29 protein-coding genes are annotated in these 17,433 nt (G+C 49.3%); all 29 read left to right on the plus strand.

What is annotated here, in order from left to right:
• Positions 1 to 424 precede the first annotated feature (424 nt).
• Entirely contained in the window at positions 425 to 2,290 is a 1,866-nt protein-coding gene (gene argH, locus R0134_RS00920; protein WP_319783062.1) for an argininosuccinate lyase, read from the plus strand.
• Between the two features lie 636 nt (positions 2,291 to 2,926).
• Positions 2,927 to 3,238 carry a 30S ribosomal protein S10 gene (gene rpsJ / locus R0134_RS00925; protein WP_086964527.1) on the plus strand — a complete coding sequence of 104 codons (312 nt, stop codon included), beginning with the start codon at positions 2,927 to 2,929 and terminating at the stop codon, positions 3,236 to 3,238.
• Between the two features lie 17 nt (positions 3,239 to 3,255).
• Complete coding sequence (rplC, locus tag R0134_RS00930; protein WP_319783063.1) at positions 3,256 to 3,894, plus strand: 50S ribosomal protein L3; 639 nt, start codon at positions 3,256 to 3,258, stop codon at positions 3,892 to 3,894.
• Between the two features lie 17 nt (positions 3,895 to 3,911).
• Positions 3,912 to 4,517, plus strand: coding sequence for a 50S ribosomal protein L4 (gene rplD, locus R0134_RS00935; protein WP_319783064.1), 606 nt, complete (start codon positions 3,912 to 3,914; stop codon positions 4,515 to 4,517).
• Positions 4,514 to 4,816: a 50S ribosomal protein L23 gene (gene rplW, locus R0134_RS00940; protein ID WP_319783065.1), complete on the plus strand. Its 303-nt coding sequence runs from the start codon at positions 4,514 to 4,516 to the stop codon at positions 4,814 to 4,816. Before rplD ends, rplW begins: the two co-directional genes overlap by 4 nt.
• Before the next feature lie 17 nt (positions 4,817 to 4,833).
• Positions 4,834 to 5,658 carry a 50S ribosomal protein L2 gene (gene rplB / locus R0134_RS00945; protein WP_319783066.1) on the plus strand — a complete coding sequence of 275 codons (825 nt, stop codon included), beginning with the start codon at positions 4,834 to 4,836 and terminating at the stop codon, positions 5,656 to 5,658.
• Positions 5,659 to 5,679: 21 nt separating this feature from the next.
• Positions 5,680 to 5,958: a 30S ribosomal protein S19 gene (gene rpsS / locus R0134_RS00950; protein WP_086964532.1), complete on the plus strand. Its 279-nt coding sequence runs from the start codon at positions 5,680 to 5,682 to the stop codon at positions 5,956 to 5,958.
• A 10-nt stretch (positions 5,959 to 5,968) separates the two neighbouring features.
• Positions 5,969 to 6,301 (plus strand): 50S ribosomal protein L22, encoded by a 333-nt coding sequence (rplV, locus tag R0134_RS00955; RefSeq protein WP_086964533.1) that lies wholly within the window; start codon positions 5,969 to 5,971, stop codon positions 6,299 to 6,301.
• 17 nt (positions 6,302 to 6,318) lie between these two features.
• Positions 6,319 to 7,008: a 30S ribosomal protein S3 gene (gene rpsC, locus R0134_RS00960; protein ID WP_087036457.1), complete on the plus strand. Its 690-nt coding sequence runs from the start codon at positions 6,319 to 6,321 to the stop codon at positions 7,006 to 7,008.
• A gap of 12 nt (positions 7,009 to 7,020) precedes the next feature.
• The gene (gene rplP, locus R0134_RS00965) at positions 7,021 to 7,434 is read left to right on the plus strand and encodes a 50S ribosomal protein L16 (RefSeq protein ID WP_319783067.1); all 414 of its coding nucleotides are present in this window, start codon (positions 7,021 to 7,023) and stop codon (positions 7,432 to 7,434) included.
• Positions 7,434 to 7,625: a 50S ribosomal protein L29 gene (gene rpmC, locus R0134_RS00970; RefSeq protein WP_087036459.1), complete on the plus strand. Its 192-nt coding sequence runs from the start codon at positions 7,434 to 7,436 to the stop codon at positions 7,623 to 7,625. Before rplP ends, rpmC begins: the two co-directional genes overlap by 1 nt.
• Position 7,626: 1 nt before the next feature.
• The gene (gene rpsQ / locus R0134_RS00975; RefSeq protein WP_086964537.1) at positions 7,627 to 7,887 is read left to right on the plus strand and encodes a 30S ribosomal protein S17; all 261 of its coding nucleotides are present in this window, start codon (positions 7,627 to 7,629) and stop codon (positions 7,885 to 7,887) included.
• A 165-nt stretch (positions 7,888 to 8,052) separates the two neighbouring features.
• On the plus strand, positions 8,053 to 8,421 hold the full coding sequence (gene rplN / locus R0134_RS00980; protein ID WP_087036464.1) for a 50S ribosomal protein L14: 369 nt from the start codon (positions 8,053 to 8,055) through the stop codon (positions 8,419 to 8,421).
• A 10-nt stretch (positions 8,422 to 8,431) separates the two neighbouring features.
• Positions 8,432 to 8,749 carry a 50S ribosomal protein L24 gene (gene rplX / locus R0134_RS00985; RefSeq protein ID WP_087036466.1) on the plus strand — a complete coding sequence of 106 codons (318 nt, stop codon included), beginning with the start codon at positions 8,432 to 8,434 and terminating at the stop codon, positions 8,747 to 8,749.
• A gap of 14 nt (positions 8,750 to 8,763) precedes the next feature.
• Positions 8,764 to 9,303 (plus strand): 50S ribosomal protein L5, encoded by a 540-nt coding sequence (rplE, locus tag R0134_RS00990; protein WP_087036468.1) that lies wholly within the window; start codon positions 8,764 to 8,766, stop codon positions 9,301 to 9,303.
• Between the two features lie 11 nt (positions 9,304 to 9,314).
• The gene (gene rpsN, locus R0134_RS00995; RefSeq protein ID WP_319783068.1) at positions 9,315 to 9,620 is read left to right on the plus strand and encodes a 30S ribosomal protein S14; all 306 of its coding nucleotides are present in this window, start codon (positions 9,315 to 9,317) and stop codon (positions 9,618 to 9,620) included.
• A 22-nt stretch (positions 9,621 to 9,642) separates the two neighbouring features.
• On the plus strand, positions 9,643 to 10,035 hold the full coding sequence (rpsH, locus tag R0134_RS01000; protein WP_319783069.1) for a 30S ribosomal protein S8: 393 nt from the start codon (positions 9,643 to 9,645) through the stop codon (positions 10,033 to 10,035).
• A 9-nt stretch (positions 10,036 to 10,044) separates the two neighbouring features.
• The gene (rplF, locus tag R0134_RS01005; RefSeq protein ID WP_319783070.1) at positions 10,045 to 10,578 is read left to right on the plus strand and encodes a 50S ribosomal protein L6; all 534 of its coding nucleotides are present in this window, start codon (positions 10,045 to 10,047) and stop codon (positions 10,576 to 10,578) included.
• A gap of 9 nt (positions 10,579 to 10,587) precedes the next feature.
• Positions 10,588 to 10,941 carry a 50S ribosomal protein L18 gene (gene rplR, locus R0134_RS01010; protein ID WP_319783071.1) on the plus strand — a complete coding sequence of 118 codons (354 nt, stop codon included), beginning with the start codon at positions 10,588 to 10,590 and terminating at the stop codon, positions 10,939 to 10,941.
• 14 nt (positions 10,942 to 10,955) lie between these two features.
• Positions 10,956 to 11,456, plus strand: a complete 501-nt coding sequence (gene rpsE / locus R0134_RS01015; protein WP_319783072.1) for a 30S ribosomal protein S5 — start codon at positions 10,956 to 10,958, stop codon at positions 11,454 to 11,456.
• 6 nt (positions 11,457 to 11,462) lie between these two features.
• Positions 11,463 to 11,645 carry a 50S ribosomal protein L30 gene (rpmD, locus tag R0134_RS01020; RefSeq protein WP_086964546.1) on the plus strand — a complete coding sequence of 61 codons (183 nt, stop codon included), beginning with the start codon at positions 11,463 to 11,465 and terminating at the stop codon, positions 11,643 to 11,645.
• A 4-nt stretch (positions 11,646 to 11,649) separates the two neighbouring features.
• Entirely contained in the window at positions 11,650 to 12,084 is a 435-nt protein-coding gene (gene rplO, locus R0134_RS01025; protein WP_087036480.1) for a 50S ribosomal protein L15, read from the plus strand.
• A gap of 8 nt (positions 12,085 to 12,092) precedes the next feature.
• Entirely contained in the window at positions 12,093 to 13,424 is a 1,332-nt protein-coding gene (gene secY / locus R0134_RS01030) for a preprotein translocase subunit SecY (protein ID WP_087036482.1), read from the plus strand.
• 26 nt (positions 13,425 to 13,450) lie between these two features.
• The gene (gene rpmJ, locus R0134_RS01035) at positions 13,451 to 13,564 is read left to right on the plus strand and encodes a 50S ribosomal protein L36 (RefSeq protein ID WP_208005714.1); all 114 of its coding nucleotides are present in this window, start codon (positions 13,451 to 13,453) and stop codon (positions 13,562 to 13,564) included.
• A gap of 143 nt (positions 13,565 to 13,707) precedes the next feature.
• Positions 13,708 to 14,064, plus strand: a complete 357-nt coding sequence (gene rpsM / locus R0134_RS01040; RefSeq protein ID WP_087036484.1) for a 30S ribosomal protein S13 — start codon at positions 13,708 to 13,710, stop codon at positions 14,062 to 14,064.
• A 14-nt stretch (positions 14,065 to 14,078) separates the two neighbouring features.
• Positions 14,079 to 14,471: a 30S ribosomal protein S11 gene (gene rpsK / locus R0134_RS01045; protein WP_086964551.1), complete on the plus strand. Its 393-nt coding sequence runs from the start codon at positions 14,079 to 14,081 to the stop codon at positions 14,469 to 14,471.
• A 30-nt stretch (positions 14,472 to 14,501) separates the two neighbouring features.
• The gene (rpsD, locus tag R0134_RS01050; RefSeq protein ID WP_319783073.1) at positions 14,502 to 15,122 is read left to right on the plus strand and encodes a 30S ribosomal protein S4; all 621 of its coding nucleotides are present in this window, start codon (positions 14,502 to 14,504) and stop codon (positions 15,120 to 15,122) included.
• A 24-nt stretch (positions 15,123 to 15,146) separates the two neighbouring features.
• Positions 15,147 to 16,136 (plus strand): DNA-directed RNA polymerase subunit alpha, encoded by a 990-nt coding sequence (locus tag R0134_RS01055; protein ID WP_319783074.1) that lies wholly within the window; start codon positions 15,147 to 15,149, stop codon positions 16,134 to 16,136.
• A 43-nt stretch (positions 16,137 to 16,179) separates the two neighbouring features.
• A complete protein-coding gene (gene rplQ, locus R0134_RS01060) occupies positions 16,180 to 16,572 on the plus strand; it encodes a 50S ribosomal protein L17 (RefSeq protein ID WP_087036490.1) in 393 nt (130 codons plus the stop codon).
• Positions 16,573 to 17,433: the final 861 nt, after the last annotated feature.

Raw genomic sequence — 17,433 nt, forward strand, 5'->3', positions numbered from 1 at the left:
AAAATAAAAGGGGGCTTAGGCCCCCTTTATTTTTTGAGCCATCAGCTTTAAGCCGTAAGCTGTAAGTTAAAGATAAAAACAGAAGCCAGAGCCAAACCCCTTCGTCATTGCGAGGAGTGCAACGACGCGGCAATCTATGAATTTAAAGCTGTAAGCGATCCGCTGTCAGCCGTAAGATAAAAAGCCAAACATCATGGATTGCCGCGCTACGCTCGCAAAGACGGAATAAAGCGCATCACAACAGAGCACAGAGCGGCTTAAAGCTTATGGCTGTGGGTTTTGGTGTTTTCTTTAGCTGACAGCTTAAAGCTTACCGCTTCCAGCTTTGTTTTAAGTATAATCTCGAACCACAAGCAGTCCGCCGGCAGCATTAGGTGTGGCTAGCAATCATATTTTAGTAATGTCGTTAAGGAGTACAGCGGTTATGGCACTTTGGGGTGGGCGTTTCAGTCAGGCGGCAGATGCCAAATTTCAGCAGTTTAATGATTCACTGCGTTTCGATTACCGCTTGGCGGAGCAAGACATAGTCGGCTCTATCGCCTGGTCTAGTGCCCTGTGTAAAGCCGGTGTATTAACCACCGACGAACACCAAAAAATTGAGCTGGCCTTAAATGACCTGAAATTAAAGGTGATGGAAGATCCCAGCCAGATTTTGCAATCAGGCGCAGAAGACATTCACTCTTGGGTGGAAGGTCAGCTGATCAGTGTGGTGGGCGACTTAGGTAAGAAGCTGCACACCGGCCGTAGCCGTAATGACCAAGTAGCCACGGATCTTAAATTGTGGTGTAAGCAGCAAGTACCACCTTTGCTGGCCAAAATTGACGAACTGCAAAAGCAACTGGTTACCGTGGCACGTCAGCAGCAAGCGACCGTGTTACCGGGCTATACCCACTTGCAGCGTGCTCAGCCGGTGACTTTTGCGCACTGGTGCTTGGCTTACGTAGAAATGCTGGAGCGTGACTTTACCCGCCTGCAAGATGCCCAAAAGCGCATGGACACTTGTCCACTGGGCAGTGGTGCCTTGGCGGGCACGGGTTTCCCGATTGACCGTCATGAATTAGCCCATTCCTTAGGTTTCTCTTCTCCTACGCGTAACAGCTTAGACTCAGTGTCGGATCGCGACCATGTGTTAGAGCTGATGAACTGTGCTGCTAACTCCATGATGCACTTATCACGCTTTGCTGAAGACTTGATCTTCTATAACTCAGGCGAGTCTGGCTTTATCGAATTATCGGATCGCGTGACCTCGGGCTCTTCCTTGATGCCGCAAAAGAAAAACCCTGATGCGCTGGAGCTGATCCGTGGCAAGACCGGTCGGGTATTCGGTGCCTATGCGGGCATGATGATGACGCTCAAAGCGCTGCCTTTGGCTTATAACAAAGACATGCAAGAAGACAAGGAAGGGCTATTTGATGCGCTCGATACTTGGCATGACTGTTTAGAAATGGCCGAGATGGTGTTGCACGATATTAAGCTCAACGAAGAGAAAACCCGTGAAGCGGCGCAGGGCGGTTATTCTAACGCCACCGAAATGGCCGATTACTTAGTGAATAAAGGCATGCCGTTCCGTGAAGCACACCATATTGTGGGTGCCATAGTGGTACATGCCATTGCTAAGAAACTGCCGATGGAAGAATTACCATTGGCGGACTTTAAAGAATTCAGCCCGCTGATTGAAGACGACGTATTTGGCAAGCTTTCATTAGAGTCGAGCCTCGCCAGCCGTTGTGCCTTAGGTGGCGTAGCGCCGGATCAAGTGGAGTTTGCGCTGACCAGTGCTGAGCGTCGTCTGACCCAGCGTGACAGCTCCGGCATCAATGTGCGCAGCGCGCGCTTAACCGACTTAGATGCCATCGAGCGTTTGGTAAACTACTGGGCCAACGTGGGTGAGAACTTGCCCCGCGACCGTAAAGATTTGGTCAAAGCAGTAGGGGAGTTCGCGGTAACCGAAGTACAAGGTCAGATCAGCGGCTGTGCTTCTTTATATGTATATGACACAGGTCTTGCCGAAGTGCGCTCGCTGGGTGTAGAGCCGGGCTTTCAGAATCAAGGTCAAGGCCGTGCACTGGTCGAGAAAGTACTGCAGAAAGCCGAAGACATGTCTATCGACAAGGTCATCGTGTTAACGCGGGTACCTGAGTTCTTTATGAAGCTCGGCTTCACTATGACCAGCAAAGGCTTACTGCCAGAAAAAGTCATGAAAGACTGCGACATGTGCCCACGTCAACACGCCTGTGATGAAGTGGCACTGGAAATCGTGCTGAAAGACAAGGCAAGCTTGCGCAAGTAAGCCCTGCGGGCCGCGATACGCTTTAAGCTGTACGCGGCCCGTTAAAGATAACAGAGTCGCTTGTAGAGGCCTCTTTAGCCGGCCGGTTTTACGCAGTAAAACACATCGTCAGCACCGCATTGCGAAAATACCGGGCTTGCCCGGTATTTTTTTGCGTGAAATCTGGCACTTCGGGCAGCGGTCAGTTAAATCTTTAACATGGTGCACGAATGTAGTAGCTGCTAAATCCTGCGAAGCAGGGTGGTTTAAATGCCGCTACGCGACATCAGCCGGCTAAAGCGGCTTCTACAGAACCGCGCCTTTTCTGGGCGCATGGTGCTGGGCGATTAGCGCTATACTAGAGTTCCCCCTCACCATTTCCCCCGCACTCTTCACCGCGCTAAAGAAACTGGTGAAAAATAACCCATAGTCACTTGTGCACGCTCTTCAGATAGGTATAATAGCGCTCGCTGGGTACGGAACTATCTAGGTAGTACGTATTTAAGCGAGCCGATATGGCTCTGTTAATTGCTCTTGTAGCTCTTAACCTTACAAGCCCCCGATTTGGGTGGCATCGTTGTTAAATTACACCCCCTTTTCCGTATGGAAGAGCAGGCGGTGCTAATTTATGTTCTTTATCCAATTGGAGCTCTGGTAATGCAGAACCAAAGAATTCGTATCCGTCTCAAGGCTTTCGATCACCGTCTGATCGATCAGTCTACTGCGGAAATCGTAGAAACTGCTAAGCGCACTGGCGCCCAGGTACGTGGTCCTATTCCATTGCCTACTCGCAAAGAGCGTTTTACCGTACTGACATCTCCACACGTGAATAAAGATGCACGTGATCAGTATGAAATTCGTACTCACAAGCGTTTGGTCGACATCGTCGAGCCAACTGATAAAACAGTTGACGCATTGATGAGACTGGATCTGGCTGCTGGCGTTGACGTTCAGATCAGCCTGGGCTAACAACGGAGAGGTTAATAATGGCAATCGGTCTAGTAGGTCGTAAGCTAGGTATGACCCGCATCTTCACCGAAGACGGCGTGTCCATCCCAGTTACCGTTATCGAAATAGACGCCAACCGTGTTACCCAGGTGAAAACACTGGAATCGGATGGCTACCAAGCTATTCAGGTGACAACTGGCGTCAAGAAAGCGATTCGTGTCACCAAGCCACAAGCGGGTTTATTCGCTAAAGCTGGCGTGGAAGCGGGCCGCGGTCTGTGGGAATTCCGCCTGGGTTCAGGTGAAGGCGAAGGTATCGAAGTTGGTACTCAGCTGAATGTTGACATCTTCAACGATGTTAAAAAAGTAGACGTTACTGGCACTTCTAAAGGTAAGGGTTTTGCAGGTACTGTTAAGCGCTGGAACTTCAGCATGCAGGACGCTACCCATGGTAACTCTCTGTCACACCGTGTTCCTGGTTCAATTGGTCAAAACCAATCACCAGGTAAAGTGTTCAAAGGCAAGAAAATGGCCGGACACATGGGTGCAGAGCGTGTTACTACGCAAAACCTAGAAGTTGTTCGCGTTGATGTTGATCGTAACTTACTGCTCATTAAAGGTGCAGTACCAGGTGCGACTAACGGCAGCGTGATCGTTAAACCTGCCGTTAAATCGTAACGTCTGAGGAGATAGTCATGGAATTGGTAATGAAAGACGCGCAAGCCGCTCTTGAAGTTTCCGAAACTACCTTCGGGCGTGAGTTCAACGAAGCTCTGGTGCATCAGGTTGTAGTAGCCTATGCAGCAGGTGCTCGTCAAGGTACTCGTGCTCAGAAGACCCGTTCCGAAGTGTCAGGCGGCGGCAAGAAGCCGTGGCGCCAAAAGGGCACTGGCCGGGCCCGTGCCGGTACCATTCGCTCCCCTATATGGCGTGGCGGTGGTGTGACTTTTGCGGCTAAACCGCAAGATCACAGCCAAAAGGTCAATAAGAAGATGTATCGCGGCGCAATCAGAAGCATTCTGTCTGAGCTGGTACGTCAAGATCGTTTGATAGTGGTTGAGAAGTTCGGTGTGGAAGCGCCTAAAACTAAAGAACTGCTGGTCAAGTTGAAAGAGTGGGATCTGACTGATGTTCTGATCATCACTGCTGAAGTTGACGAGAACTTGTTCCTCGCCGCTCGCAACCTGTACAAGGTAGACGTGCGTGATGTAGCCGGTATCGACCCAGTTTCTTTGATCGCTTTCGACAAAGTATTGGTAACTGCTGACGCAGTTAAGCAAATCGAGGAGATGCTGGCATGATCCGTGAAGAGCGTATTTTAAAAGTTCTGAGGGCGCCGCATGTCTCTGAAAAAAGCACCATGGTTGCTGAAAAGACGAACACTATCGTCTTCAAAGTTGCAATGGATGCTACTAAAGCTGAAGTAAAAGCTGCGGTCGAGAAGCTGTTCGAAGTTGAAGTTAAAGATGTTCGCTCGTTAGTGGTGAAGGGTAAAACCAAACGCACCGGTAACCGCACAGGCCGTCGTTCCGATTGGAAGAAAGCCTACGTGACCCTGAAAGAAGGTCAAGACATCGACTTCATCGGCGGCGCCGAGTAAGAAAGGAGCAAGTTAAAATGGCAGTTATTAAGTGTAAGCCTACTTCTCCGGGTCGCCGTCATGTAGTTCAGATCAGCAACCCGGAATTGTACAAAGGCAAGCCGTTCGCCGCCCTGCTGGAAAAGAAAACCAGAACTGGTGGTCGTAACAACGCTGGCCGTACTACTACTCGCCACATTGGCGGTGGTCATAAGCAGCACTATCGTTTAGTTGACTTCAAACGCAACAAAGACGGTATCCCGGCCAAAGTTGAACGCTTAGAGTATGATCCTAACCGTACAGCTAACTTGGCTTTGCTGTTGTTTGCCGATGGTGAGCGTCGTTACATCTTGGCACCTAAGGGTGTTCATGCTGGCGACCAAATCCTGTCTGGCGATGCCGCACCGATCAAAGCAGGTAACTGCTTGCCGATGCGCAACATCCCAGTGGGTAGCACAGTGCATGCCATCGAGATGAAACCAGGTAAGGGCGCGCAAATTGCACGTTCTGCTGGTACCTCCGCCCAGATCCTGGCGCGTGATGGAAACTACGTAACCCTGCGTCTGCGTTCTGGCGAAGTACGTAAAGTACTGGCTGAGTGCCGTGCAACTCTGGGTGAAGTAGGCAACGCTGAGCACATGTTGCGTCAGCTGGGTAAAGCTGGTGCAACGCGCTGGCGTGGTATTCGTCCTACCGTTCGCGGTGTGGCGATGAACCCTGTAGATCACCCACACGGTGGTGGTGAAGGTCGCAGTTCTGGCGGTCGTCATCCGGTTACTCCTTGGGGTAAACCGACTAAGGGTGCCAAAACCCGTAAAAATAAGCGTACTGAGCCATTAGTAGTACGTCATCGTAACAAGTAATCGTTATTTAGAGGTATCGCCATGCCACGTTCTCTCAAGAAAGGTCCTTTCATAGACCTGCACTTGCTGAAGAAGGTAGAGAAAGCGGTGGAAAGCGGGGAAAAGAAACCAATTAAGACTTGGTCCCGTCGTTCAATGATCATTCCGAACATGATCGGTTTGACCATCGCTGTCCATAATGGTCGTCAACATGTGCCCGTATTCGTTTCTGAAGAAATGATCGGCCACAAGTTAGGCGAATTTGCACCGACTCGTACTTATCGCGGCCATGTCGCAGATAAGAAGGCCAAGAAGCGTTAAGGGGTAAAAGATGGAAGCTATAGCTAAACACCGCTTTGCTCGTACTTCTGCCCAGAAGGCGCGCCTGGTAGCCGATCAAGTCCGTGGTCTATCCGTAGACAAGGCTCTGAATGTCCTGGCTTTCAGCCCTAAAAAGGCTGCCGTTCTGGTTAAGAAAGTACTTGAATCTGCCATTGCTAATGCCGAGCACAATGAAGGTGCGGATATCGATGAGCTGACAGTGGCTAAGATCTTCGTTGACGAAGGTCCAACCATGAAGCGTATTCGTCCACGGGCTAAAGGCCGCGCGGACCGTATCATGAAGCGTACCAGCCACATCACTGTGGTTGTGTCCGACCGCTAAGAGGCTAGGAGATAGCAATGGGCCAGAAAGTACACCCAAACGGAATTCGCTTAGGGATTACCAAGCCTTTTAATTCGACCTGGTTTGCGAATACAAAGGACTTTGCTGATAACTTATACAGCGACTTTCAAGTTCGTCAGTACCTCAAAGAGGAACTGAAGAATGCATCACTGTCTCGTATCGTGATCGAGCGTCCTGCGAAGAGCATCCGTGTGACTATTCACACTGCTCGTCCAGGCGTGGTCATCGGTAAGAAAGGTGAAGACGTGGAAAAACTGCGCAAGCACATCGCCAAATTGGCCGGTGTACCTGCACAGATTAATATTTCCGAAGTGCGTAAACCTGAGCTGGATGGTCAGTTGGTAGCGGATTCAATCGCTTCTCAACTCGAGCGCCGCGTCATGTTCCGTCGTGCTATGAAGCGTGCGGTACAGAACGCAATGCGTATCGGTTCCAAAGGCATTAAGGTGGAAGTTAGTGGTCGTCTAGGCGGCGCTGAAATCGCGCGTACCGAATGGTACCGTGAAGGTCGTGTGCCATTGCACACCCTGCGTGCTGATATCGACTACGCAACTTCTGAAGCAGCTACCACTTACGGCATCATCGGCGTAAAGGTTTGGATATTTAAAGGCGAAGTTCTAGGCGGCCTACCAGTCGTTGAAGAGCAAGCTCCATCCAAACCTAAGCGCAAAGGCCGCGGTAAGTAAGGAGACTCGGAAATGTTGCAACCAAAACGTACGAAATTCCGTAAAGTCCACAAAGGCCGCAACCGCGGCGTGGCAACCACGGGTAACCTGATCTCTTTCGGTACCTATGGTCTTAAGGCGACTACTCGCGGACGTATCACTGCTCGTCAAATCGAAGCAGCACGTCGTGCTATGACTCGTCACGTTAAGCGTCAAGGCAAAATCTGGATCCGTATTTTCCCAGACAAGCCTATTACCGAAAAGCCCCTCGAAGTTCGTATGGGTAAGGGTAAGGGTAACGTTGAGTACTGGGTAGCCCAGATCCAGCCTGGTCGCGTTCTGTATGAGATGGACGGTGTACCTGAGTCAATCGCTCGCGAAGCCTTTGCACTGGCGGCGGCTAAGTTGCCAGTTAGGACCACTTTCGTAACTCGGACGGTGATGTGATGAAAGCACAAGACCTGCGTGAAAAGAGTGTTGAAGAACTGAACCAGGAACTGTTGGCTTTGCTGCATGCGCAATTCAAAATGCGTATTCAAGCAAGCACCGGTCAACTGGAACAGACTCACAACATTAAAATTGTACGTCGCGATATCGCACGTGTAAAAACTGTTTTGAATCAAAAGGCAGGGGCGTAAGATGAGCGAATCTAACGTTCGTACCGTGCAAGGCGTAGTAGTTAGCGACAAGATGGAAAAATCCATCGTAGTAGCTATCAGCCGTTTCGTAAAACACCCGATCTACGGGAAGTATTTGAAGCGCACTACTAAGCTGCACGTGCACGATGAAAACAATGAGTGTTCTACCGGTGACGTCGTGACTGTTCGCGAATGTCGTCCGTTGTCTAAGACTAAGTCTTGGACTTTAGTAAAAATTATTGAGCGTCCGGTTAAAGCCTAAGACGGTTTGGTAATTTTTGTACGGTCAAACGGCCCTAATTTGGGGCCGTTTGTTTTTTATACTTCCTTTTTCAGAATTTGCAGTGCTATAATGCTGCGCCTGCGAAAGGCAGCCTATATCCCGAAAGGGGTTTTAATAAAGTAATCACTTTAGCGGAGCACTAACATGATCCAAATGCAAAGTATGCTGGACGTGGCCGACAACTCCGGTGCGCGTAGCGTAATGTGTATTAAGGTCCTGGGTGGCTCGCACCGCCGCTACGCCGGAATCGGCGACATCATCAAAGTTACTGTTAAGGAAGCAATTCCTCGCGGTAAAGTAAAAAAAGGTGATGTAATGAACGCGGTGGTCGTACGCACTCGGAAAGGCGTTCGTCGTCCGGACGGCTCAGTCATCCGTTTCGACCGCAACGCGGCCGTGATTTTAAATAGCAATCAACAGCCGATCGGAACTCGTATTTTTGGGCCTGTGACGCGCGAACTTCGCAATGAGAAGTTCATGAAGATTGTTTCACTGGCACCTGAAGTACTGTAAGGAGTCAACGATGGCAGCTAAAATCCGTCGCGATGACGAAGTCATCATTCTTACCGGCAAAGACAAAGGCAAACGTGGCAAGGTCACTAAAGTTTTAGTTGAAGCTGGTAAAGTAGTAGTCGCAGGTCTTAACCTGAACAAGAAACACCAGAAGCCAAACCCACAACTGGGCCAAGCTGGCGGTATTATTGAGCAGGAAGCACCTCTCGACGTTTCAAATGTAGCGCTGTTCAACTCTGCCTCTGGCAAAGCTGACCGTGTTGGTTTCCGGTTCGAAGACGAGAAGAAAGTTCGTTTCTTCAAGTCAACCGGCGAACTTGTGAAGTAATTGGAGTTTATACGATGGCGAAACTGCATGGTTACTACAACGAAACTGTAGTAAAAGAGCTGATGAGTCAGTTCGGGTATACGTCTATCATGCAAGTCCCTCGGATTGAGAAAATCACCCTGAACATGGGTGTGGGTGAAGCTTTGGCTGATAAAAAGATCTTGGATAATGCTGCCGCCGATATGGCTGCCATTTCCGGTCAAAAGCCACTGATCACCATTGCTCGTAAATCCGTTGCTGGCTTCAAAATACGTGAAGGCTACCCAATTGGTTGTAAAGTAACACTGCGCGGCGAGCGTATGTGGGAGTTTTTGGAGCGTTTGATTTCGATTTCCATTCCTCGAATTCGTGACTTCCGTGGCCTGAACGCTAAATCGTTCGACGGTCGTGGTAACTACTCGATGGGTGTGAAAGAGCAAATCATCTTTCCAGAGATCGATTATGACAAAGTAGATCGTGTACGTGGTATGGACATTACTATCACTACCTCTGCTAAGTCAGACGACGAAGGCCATGCTTTACTGGCAGCCTTTAACTTCCCATTCCGTAAGTAAGGTGTAGGGTTATGGCAAAGCAATCAATGAAAGCTCGCGAAGTCAAGCGCGCAAAGCTAGCTGAAAAATTCTCAGCAAAGCGTTTTGCACTGAAAAATACCATCTCTAACGTGCATACTTCAGAAGAAGACCGTTGGGATGCAGTGCTTAAACTGCAGCAATTGCCCCGTGACGCAAGTCCCTCTCGTCAGCGTAACCGCTGCAACATCACAGGCCGTCCGCATGGTTTCCTGCGTAAATTCGGTCTGAGCCGCATTAAAGTGCGTGAGCTGATGATGAAGGGTGAAATTCCAGGCCTGAAGAAGGCTTCTTGGTAAGCGAACACGGGAGTAATAGATTATGAGCATGCAAGATCCGATCGCGGATATGCTAACCCGCATCCGCAACGGTCAGGCAGCCAATAAAGTGGCTGTGACCATGCCCTCTTCTAAAGTAAAAACGGCAATTGCCCAAGTACTTAAAGAAGAAGGCTATATTGCTGACTTTAACGTTGTTGGTGACATCAAGCCTGAGCTGGAAGTGACTTTAAAGTACTTCGAAGGCGAAGCTGTTGTTGAATTGATCCAACGCGTTAGCCGCCCAAGTCTGCGCATCTATAAGAAGCGCGACGAACTGCCAAAAGTAATGGCAGGTATGGGTGTTGCTATCATTTCCACGTCTAAAGGTGTAATGACCGACCGTGCCGCGCGTAAAGCCGGTATGGGCGGTGAAATCATCTGCTACGTAGCTTAAGGAGTAGATATGTCTCGTATTGCTAAGGCACCTATCGACATCCCTGCTGGCGTAGAAGTGACGTTGAAGGGTCAGGAAATTACTATCAAGGGCAGCAAAGGTACTTTAACTAGTACGCTTAATGCGGCCGTTGAAATCAGCCAGAATGATAACGTGCTGACGTTTGCTCCACGTGAAAACATGGCAAACGCTAATGCCCAAGCGGGTACTGCCCGTTCTTTGGTCAATAACATGGTTGTCGGTGTTACCGAAGGCTTTGAGCGCAAGCTGCAGCTGGTTGGTGTTGGCTATCGTGCCCAGATGAAAGGCAATGCAATTGCACTGTCTCTGGGTTTCTCTCACCCGGTTGAGCATGCGCTTCCTGAAGGCGTGACGGCTGAATGTCCGACTCAGACTGAGATTGTTCTCAAGTCTGCCGACAAACAGCAGATCGGTCAGGTCGCTGCCAATATTCGTGCGTACCGCAAGCCAGAGCCTTACAAAGGTAAAGGCGTTCGCTATTTCGGCGAACAGGTGCGCAGTAAAGAGGCTAAGAAGAAGTAAGGTAACACTATGCTCAAAAAATCAGCTCGTATCCGCCGTGCTACAAAAGCACGTGCAAAGATGCTGGAACTGGGTGCGACACGCCTTGTGGTTCACCGTACTCCGCGTCACATCTATGCCCAGGTTATTGCAACTGGTAGTACCGCCGTGTTGGCTTCTGCGTCTACCGTAGAAAAAGCATTGCGTGAACAGTTGAAATCAACCGGCAATATTGATGCCGCAGCAGTTGTCGGTAAAGCTATCGCTGAACGCGCTCTTGAAAAAGGCGTTAAAGTTGTCGCTTTTGACCGTTCCGGTTTCCAATATCACGGTCGCGTAGCAGCATTAGCTACCGCTGCACGTGAAGCTGGTCTTCAGTTCTAAAGGTGGAGTCGAAAATGGCAAAAATCGAAGCTCAAGCCGGCGATCTGCAAGAAAAGCTCATTGCAGTTAACCGTGTTTCAAAAGTTGTAAAAGGTGGTCGTATCTTCTCCTTCACCGCTCTGACGGTAGTAGGCGACGGTAACGGTCGTATCGGATTTGGTTACGGTAAAGCTCGTGAAGTTCCAGCTGCGATTCAAAAAGCAATGGAACAGGCTCGTCGTAACATGCGTACAATTGGCCTGAACAAGGGCACCTTATTCCATCCGGTAAAAGGTCGTCACTCTGGTTCAAACGTATTCATGATGCCTGCTTCTGACGGTACCGGTATTATTGCCGGCGGTGCAATGCGCGCTGTGTTAGAAGTTGCAGGTATTCATAACGTACTGGCTAAAACGTACGGTTCCACCAACCCAAACAACGTAGTCCGCGCTACCATCGGCGCTCTGGAAAAAATGAAGTCTCCAGAGCAAGTCGCTGCGAAACGTGGTCTGCGCGTTGACCAAATTCTGGGGTAAGCGCCAATGGCTAACAAGACTGTAAAAATTACACAGACTCGCAGCTCAATCGGCCGTTTGCCTAAGCATAAGGCAACGTTGCGTGGCCTGGGTCTGCGTCGTATTGGTCACACCGTTGAGCTGGAAGATACAGCTTGTACACGCGGTATGATCAACCAGGTTTACTACATGGTAAAGGTTGAGGAGTAATCGCATGCGTTTGAATACTCTATCCCCAGCTGCCGGTTCAAAGCCAAGCGCTAAGCGCGTAGGTCGCGGTATCGGTTCAGGCATGGGTAAAACCGCTGGTCGTGGCCATAAAGGTCAGAAATCTCGCTCTGGCGGTAAGGTTCGTAACGGTTTTGAAGGCGGTCAAATGCCATTGAAACAGCGTTTGCCGAAGTTTGGTTTTACTTCGCGCAAAGGTTTAGTTACTGCTGAAGTCCGTTTGAGTGAACTGGCTCAAGTTGAAGGCAACGTTGTTGACTTGAACACCCTTAAGCAAGCTGGCTTGATTACCAAGAATATCCAGTTCGCCAAAGTTGTTCTGTCTGGCAGCATTGACCGTGAAGTGACTGTGGTTGGTCTGGGCGTCACCAAAGGTGCACGCGCAGCCATCGAGACTGCCGGCGGTAAAATCGAGGAATAAAAAGTACTATGGCCAAAAAACCAGGATTAGAATCTAAAAGCGCACAAGGTGGGCTGGGTGAATTGAAGAGTCGTTTACTCTTCGTTCTTATCGCGATTGTTGTCTTTCGCGCCGGTTCCTATGTGCCTATTCCTGGAATTGACGCCGCCGTACTTGCCGAGTTGTTTAAACAGCAACAGGGCACCATCATTGAAATGTTTAACATGTTCAGTGGTGGCGCCCTGGAGCGAGCGTCTATACTGGCGCTGGGTATAATGCCGTATATTTCTGCGTCCATTATTATCCAGTTGCTGACTGTGGTTCACCCCGCTTTAGCTGAGCTAAAGAAGGAAGGTGAATCTGGCCGTCGTAAGATCAGTCAGTACACCCGGTATGGCACGCTCGTGCTCGGCACCATCCAGGCCATCGGTATCGCTACCGGCTTACCAAATATGATGCCAGGACTTGTGGTTAACGCAGGACTGCCATTCTATTTCACAGCTGTAGTGAGCTTGGTCACCGGTACCATGTTCTTAATGTGGTTAGGTGAACAGGTTACCGAACGAGGCATTGGCAATGGTATCTCGTTGATAATCTTCGTGGGTATTGTTGCTGGTCTGCCATCGGCTATTGGTGCCACGGCAGAGCAGGCGCGTCAGGGGGAATTGCACGTATTGTTGCTGTTGCTACTGGCCGTGATTGTGTTTGCAGTAACCTTTTTTGTGGTATTTGTTGAACGTGGCCAGCGCCGCATTGTGGTGAACTACGCCAAACGTCAACAAGGCCGTCAGGTTTTTGCAGCACAAAGTACACACCTGCCCTTGAAAGTGAATATGGCGGGGGTTATTCCGGCAATTTTCGCATCCAGTATTATTCTTTTCCCAGGTACCGTAGCCTCATGGTTCGGCCAAGGAGAAGGGTGGTTCGCCAATGCACTGCAAGAGGTTTCTCTTGCCCTGCAACCTGGTCAGCCGCTGTATGTGCTACTGTATGCAACTGCTATTATCTTTTTCTGTTTCTTCTATACCGCGTTGGTGTTTAACCCGCGTGAGACGGCAGATAACTTGAAAAAGAGTGGTGCGTTTATCCCAGGCATACGCCCAGGTGAGCAAACCGCGCGCTATATCGATAAGATAATGACTCGCCTAACCTTGGTTGGTGCGCTGTACATTACCTTCGTCTGTTTAGTGCCACAGTTTCTGATGACAGCTTGGAACGTCCAGTTCTACTTTGGTGGTACTTCGCTGTTAATTATTGTGGTCGTCATCATGGACTTCATGGCTCAGGTGCAAACCCACATGATGTCTCATCAGTATGGCGACGTGATGAAAAAAGCGAATCTGAAAGGTTACAACCGCTAAGATTCGGTAATTTACGGAGTTAAGCAATGAAAGTTCGCGCTTCCGTTAAGGCAATTTGCCGTAACTGCAAAATCGTTAAACGCCACGGCGTAGTACGTGTTCTTTGCTCTGAGCCTAGACACAAACAGCGTCAAGGCTAAAAAGTTACGGTTTAACTTGTAATTTAAAGGCGAGCTGGCTAAAGTAGCCAGCCTCCCTTGTTAAGGGTGTGTCTGTACAGTCGTTGCGTATCCTAGACGGGCTTTGCAATGGCTAAATATTTATAACTTTGTAGGAGTGCATAGTGGCCCGTATCGCTGGCATTAACATTCCTGACCATAAACATGCAGTTATTGCTTTAACTGCGATTTATGGCATAGGTCTTACCCGCTCACAAGCCATTTGTGCTGCAGCCGGTATCGCTGAGAATGTGAAGATTAAAGAATTGGATGAAGCTCAGGTAGAAACCCTGCGTGAGCAAGTTGCAAAGTTCATCGTTGAAGGTGATCTGCGTCGCGAAATCTCCATGAACATAAAGCGTCTGATGGACCTGGGTTGTTACCGAGGTTTGCGTCATCGCCGCAGCCTACCCCTTCGTGGTCAGCGCACTAAGACTAATGCGCGTACGCGCAAAGGTCCTCGTAAACCGATCAAGAGATAACGGGAAGGTAGATCATGGCTAAAACTCCAGCTCGTAGTACGCGTAAGCGCGTCAAAAAGCAGGTGAGCGATGGGATTGCCCACGTTCATGCATCTTTCAACAACACCATAGTAACTATTACTGATCGTCAGGGTAATGCTCTTTCTTGGGCAACTGCTGGTGGTTCAGGTTTCCGTGGTTCGCGCAAATCAACTCCGTTCGCTGCTCAAGTAGCTGCAGAACGCGCTGGTGAAGTTGCGAAAGAATACGGTGTTAAAAACCTAGAAGTAATGGTGAATGGTCCGGGTCCGGGCCGCGAGTCATCTATTCGTGCATTGAATGCTGCGGGTTTCCGCATCACCAATATCACTGATGTGACTCCGATTCCGCACAACGGTTGTCGTCCTCCGAAGAAGCGTCGCGTATAACACTTCTTGTAGGATAGTTGGAGAAAGAACATGGCAAGATATTTGGGTCCCAAACTCAAACTGAGTCGTCGTGAAGGTACTGACTTGTTTTTAAAGTCTGGTGTCCGCTCGATTGAGTCAAAATGTAAGATTGATACTGCACCTGGTCAACACGGCGCGCGTAAAGCCCGTTTGTCCGACTACGGTGTACAGCTGCGTGAAAAGCAGAAAGTTCGTCGTATGTATGGCGTACTGGAAAAGCAATTCCGTAACTATTATAAAGAAGCTGCTCGCTTGAAAGGCAATACTGGTGCAAACCTGTTGCAGCTGCTGGAAGGACGTTTAGACAACGTTGTTTACCGCATTGGTTTTGGCTCTACACGTGCCGAATCACGCCAGTTGATCAGCCACAAGGCGATCCTGGTAAACGGTAAGGTTGTGAACATTCCTTCGTTCCAAGTTTCTCCCGAGGATGTTATCAGCATTCGCGAGAAGGCGAAGAAACAAGCCCGGATCAAAGCCGCTCTTGAGGTTTCCGGTCAACGCGAAAAGCCGACTTGGGTAGAAGTTGACGTTACTAACATGCAAGGCGTATACAAGCGTCTTCCTGAGCGTAGCGACCTATCTGCCGAAATCAACGAACAGCTGATCGTCGAGCTTTACTCTAAGTAAAGCTAGCTTCAAAGAGAGGACACAATGCAGGGTTCTGTAACAGATTTTCTTAAGCCGCGTCTGGTTGATATCGAACAGATCAGCCCGACTCATGCCAAGGTGACTCTCGAGCCGCTGGAGCGTGGCTTTGGTCACACGTTGGGTAATACGCTACGTCGTATTCTGCTCTCATCCATGCCGGGTTGTGCGATTACTGAAGTCGAAGTCGACGGTGTACTGCACGAGTACAGCAGCAAGGAAGGTATTCAGGAAGATGTCCTGGAAATCTTGCTTAACTTGAAAGAAGTTGCTGTGAAGCTGGAAGGCAAGGACGAAGTCAGCCTTACTTTGACCAAAACTGGTGCAGGTCCCGTAACTGCAGGCGACATCACCCATGGTGATGACGTTGAGATTGTTAACCCAGAGCACGTTATCTGTCATCTGACAGGCAATGATGCCGAAATCAGCATGCGTTTAAGAGTGCAACGCGGCCGAGGCTATGTACCTGCTTCTGCCCGTGCGCACACTGAAGACGATGAGCGTCCAATTGGTCGTTTATTGCTGGATGCGGCTTATAGCCCGGTGGTTCGAATCGCCTATAATGTTGAGGCGGCCCGTGTTGAACAGCGTACCGATTTAGATAAGCTGGTTATCGACATGGAAACTAACGGTACGTTAGATCCTGAAGAAGCTATCCGTCGTGCAGCCACTATTATGGCTGAGCAACTGGAAGCCTTCGTTGATTTACGTGATGTTAGCGAACCAGAAGAGAAAGAAGACAAGCCTGAGTTCGATCCGATACTGCTGCGTCCTGTCGACGATCTAGAGCTGACAGTTCGCTCTGCGAACTGTCTGAAGGCTGAAGCGATCCACTACATTGGTGATCTGGTACAGCGTACCGAAGTTGAGTTGTTAAAGACTCCTAACTTAGGTAAGAAATCTCTTACTGAGATTAAAGACGTGTTAGCGTCACGCGGCTTGTCTCTGGGCATGCGCCTCGAGAATTGGCCGCCAGCTAGCATCGCTGACGAATAAACCGGGTCACGGTTTTACAGATTTAGTTAGGAAGGATTAGTTCATGCGCCATCGTAAGAGTGGTCGTCAACTTAACCGGAACAGCAGCCACCGTCAGGCAATGTTCCGCAACATGGCTAGCTCCTTGGTTCGTCATGCAGTTATTAAAACGACACTGCCCAAGGCAAAAGAGCTACGTCGTGTTGTTGAGCCTTTGATCACATTGGCTAAAGTCGACACAGTAGCTAACCGTCGTTTGGCATTTGCCCGTACTCGCGACAGCGAAGTAGTTGGTATTTTGTTCAACGATTTGGGACCTCGCTACCAGGAGCGTCCGGGTGGATACACCCGCATCCTGAAGTGTGGTTTCCGTGCAGGCGATAACGCACCTATGGCTTATATTGAGCTGGTAGGTCGTGATATCAATGCATCAGTAGTAGACGCTACTGAAGAGTAAGAATCAAAAGCCGGGCTCGCCCGGCTTTTTCTTGTCTACTCCCCAGCAATTCCCCTCTATATAAGACACAGCTTTAAGTCATGTGCCATTCACTCTAAGAACATACCTCGCAACACCACGCCTTTACGCCTAGCTGAGAACAAAAAATCTTCTACCTTAATTATCTCTGATCGCGCAAAACACTGACCTTGCTTCTTATACCTACTCAATCCTGTATCTAGCACTTAGGTATTAAAGCTAATCCTAGATCCACTTCAGGTATAAGAAGAACAGCAGAACCAGACGAGCAACAAAACAGACGCTAAGTCTTCAGCCTGACAATCTTCCTCTGATATAGCTCGGCCGGTGCTACTGTTTATCGCGAGCTAAACGCTGATAGTCCCGACTACAACTATCTACCTATATATGCAAGTGGCAGCTGAAACGACGAGAGCCATGAATAGTGAAGAAGCTGCGATTAAGGCACCAAGCTCACCAGCAGTGCGACTTTTTCTTGGCTTTTTAATATGAATTCTAAATTAAACATTCAATATTGCTAAGAAGCAGGGCGCTCAGTACTTGGTTTATGTCTCCGCCTCACCCCTAACACTTCACACCATACCGGCTTAATGTGCATAACTCTGTGGGTATCTTGTGTGCTTGCTGGTTGTTTAAGCAGTCAGTCATCAAAGTGTCATTTATCGTGTAAAAGCCCTTGCGTGAAAAGCTGAGATCTCTATACTCCACCCCACTGACACGGAGCAAGCCGCTCACGGTCACAAGGGTTTGCAGAGAACGAAAAATTAGTTTGAAATAAACACTTGACGAACACTGAGGAGTGCGTAGAATACGCATCCCTGACCTGAGATACGGTCACGCTCT

The sequence above is a fragment of the Oceanisphaera sp. IT1-181 genome (genome assembly GCF_033807535.1).
Lineage (GTDB): Bacteria > Pseudomonadota > Gammaproteobacteria > Enterobacterales > Aeromonadaceae > Oceanimonas.

Excerpts from the sequence above, each read along its gene's own strand:
- rpmC (WP_087036459.1), top strand. The coding sequence starts at position 7,434 with ATGAAAGCACAAGACCTGCGTGAAAAGAGTGTTGAAGAACTGAACCAG.
- rpsS (WP_086964532.1), top strand. The coding sequence starts at position 5,680 with ATGCCACGTTCTCTCAAGAAAGGTCCTTTCATAGACCTGCACTTGCTG.
- rplE (WP_087036468.1), top strand. The coding sequence starts at position 8,764 with ATGGCGAAACTGCATGGTTACTACAACGAAACTGTAGTAAAAGAGCTG.
- rplX (WP_087036466.1), top strand. The coding sequence starts at position 8,432 with ATGGCAGCTAAAATCCGTCGCGATGACGAAGTCATCATTCTTACCGGC.
- R0134_RS01055 (WP_319783074.1), top strand. The coding sequence starts at position 15,147 with ATGCAGGGTTCTGTAACAGATTTTCTTAAGCCGCGTCTGGTTGATATC.
- rplR (WP_319783071.1), top strand. The coding sequence starts at position 10,588 with ATGCTCAAAAAATCAGCTCGTATCCGCCGTGCTACAAAAGCACGTGCA.
- rplP (WP_319783067.1), top strand. The coding sequence starts at position 7,021 with ATGTTGCAACCAAAACGTACGAAATTCCGTAAAGTCCACAAAGGCCGC.
- rpsN (WP_319783068.1), top strand. The coding sequence starts at position 9,315 with ATGGCAAAGCAATCAATGAAAGCTCGCGAAGTCAAGCGCGCAAAGCTA.
- rpsE (WP_319783072.1), top strand. The coding sequence starts at position 10,956 with ATGGCAAAAATCGAAGCTCAAGCCGGCGATCTGCAAGAAAAGCTCATT.
- rplW (WP_319783065.1), top strand. The coding sequence starts at position 4,514 with ATGATCCGTGAAGAGCGTATTTTAAAAGTTCTGAGGGCGCCGCATGTC.
- rpsH (WP_319783069.1), top strand. The coding sequence starts at position 9,643 with ATGAGCATGCAAGATCCGATCGCGGATATGCTAACCCGCATCCGCAAC.
- rpsK (WP_086964551.1), top strand. The coding sequence starts at position 14,079 with ATGGCTAAAACTCCAGCTCGTAGTACGCGTAAGCGCGTCAAAAAGCAG.
- rpsD (WP_319783073.1), top strand. The coding sequence starts at position 14,502 with ATGGCAAGATATTTGGGTCCCAAACTCAAACTGAGTCGTCGTGAAGGT.
- rplF (WP_319783070.1), top strand. The coding sequence starts at position 10,045 with ATGTCTCGTATTGCTAAGGCACCTATCGACATCCCTGCTGGCGTAGAA.
- rplB (WP_319783066.1), top strand. The coding sequence starts at position 4,834 with ATGGCAGTTATTAAGTGTAAGCCTACTTCTCCGGGTCGCCGTCATGTA.
- rplC (WP_319783063.1), top strand. The coding sequence starts at position 3,256 with ATGGCAATCGGTCTAGTAGGTCGTAAGCTAGGTATGACCCGCATCTTC.
- rpmD (WP_086964546.1), top strand. The coding sequence starts at position 11,463 with ATGGCTAACAAGACTGTAAAAATTACACAGACTCGCAGCTCAATCGGC.
- rplD (WP_319783064.1), top strand. The coding sequence starts at position 3,912 with ATGGAATTGGTAATGAAAGACGCGCAAGCCGCTCTTGAAGTTTCCGAA.
- rplV (WP_086964533.1), top strand. The coding sequence starts at position 5,969 with ATGGAAGCTATAGCTAAACACCGCTTTGCTCGTACTTCTGCCCAGAAG.
- rpsJ (WP_086964527.1), top strand. The coding sequence starts at position 2,927 with ATGCAGAACCAAAGAATTCGTATCCGTCTCAAGGCTTTCGATCACCGT.
- rplQ (WP_087036490.1), top strand. The coding sequence starts at position 16,180 with ATGCGCCATCGTAAGAGTGGTCGTCAACTTAACCGGAACAGCAGCCAC.
- rplO (WP_087036480.1), top strand. The coding sequence starts at position 11,650 with ATGCGTTTGAATACTCTATCCCCAGCTGCCGGTTCAAAGCCAAGCGCT.
- argH (WP_319783062.1), top strand. The coding sequence starts at position 425 with ATGGCACTTTGGGGTGGGCGTTTCAGTCAGGCGGCAGATGCCAAATTT.
- rplN (WP_087036464.1), top strand. The coding sequence starts at position 8,053 with ATGATCCAAATGCAAAGTATGCTGGACGTGGCCGACAACTCCGGTGCG.
- rpsC (WP_087036457.1), top strand. The coding sequence starts at position 6,319 with ATGGGCCAGAAAGTACACCCAAACGGAATTCGCTTAGGGATTACCAAG.
- rpsQ (WP_086964537.1), top strand. The coding sequence starts at position 7,627 with ATGAGCGAATCTAACGTTCGTACCGTGCAAGGCGTAGTAGTTAGCGAC.
- rpmJ (WP_208005714.1), top strand. The coding sequence starts at position 13,451 with ATGAAAGTTCGCGCTTCCGTTAAGGCAATTTGCCGTAACTGCAAAATC.
- secY (WP_087036482.1), top strand. The coding sequence starts at position 12,093 with ATGGCCAAAAAACCAGGATTAGAATCTAAAAGCGCACAAGGTGGGCTG.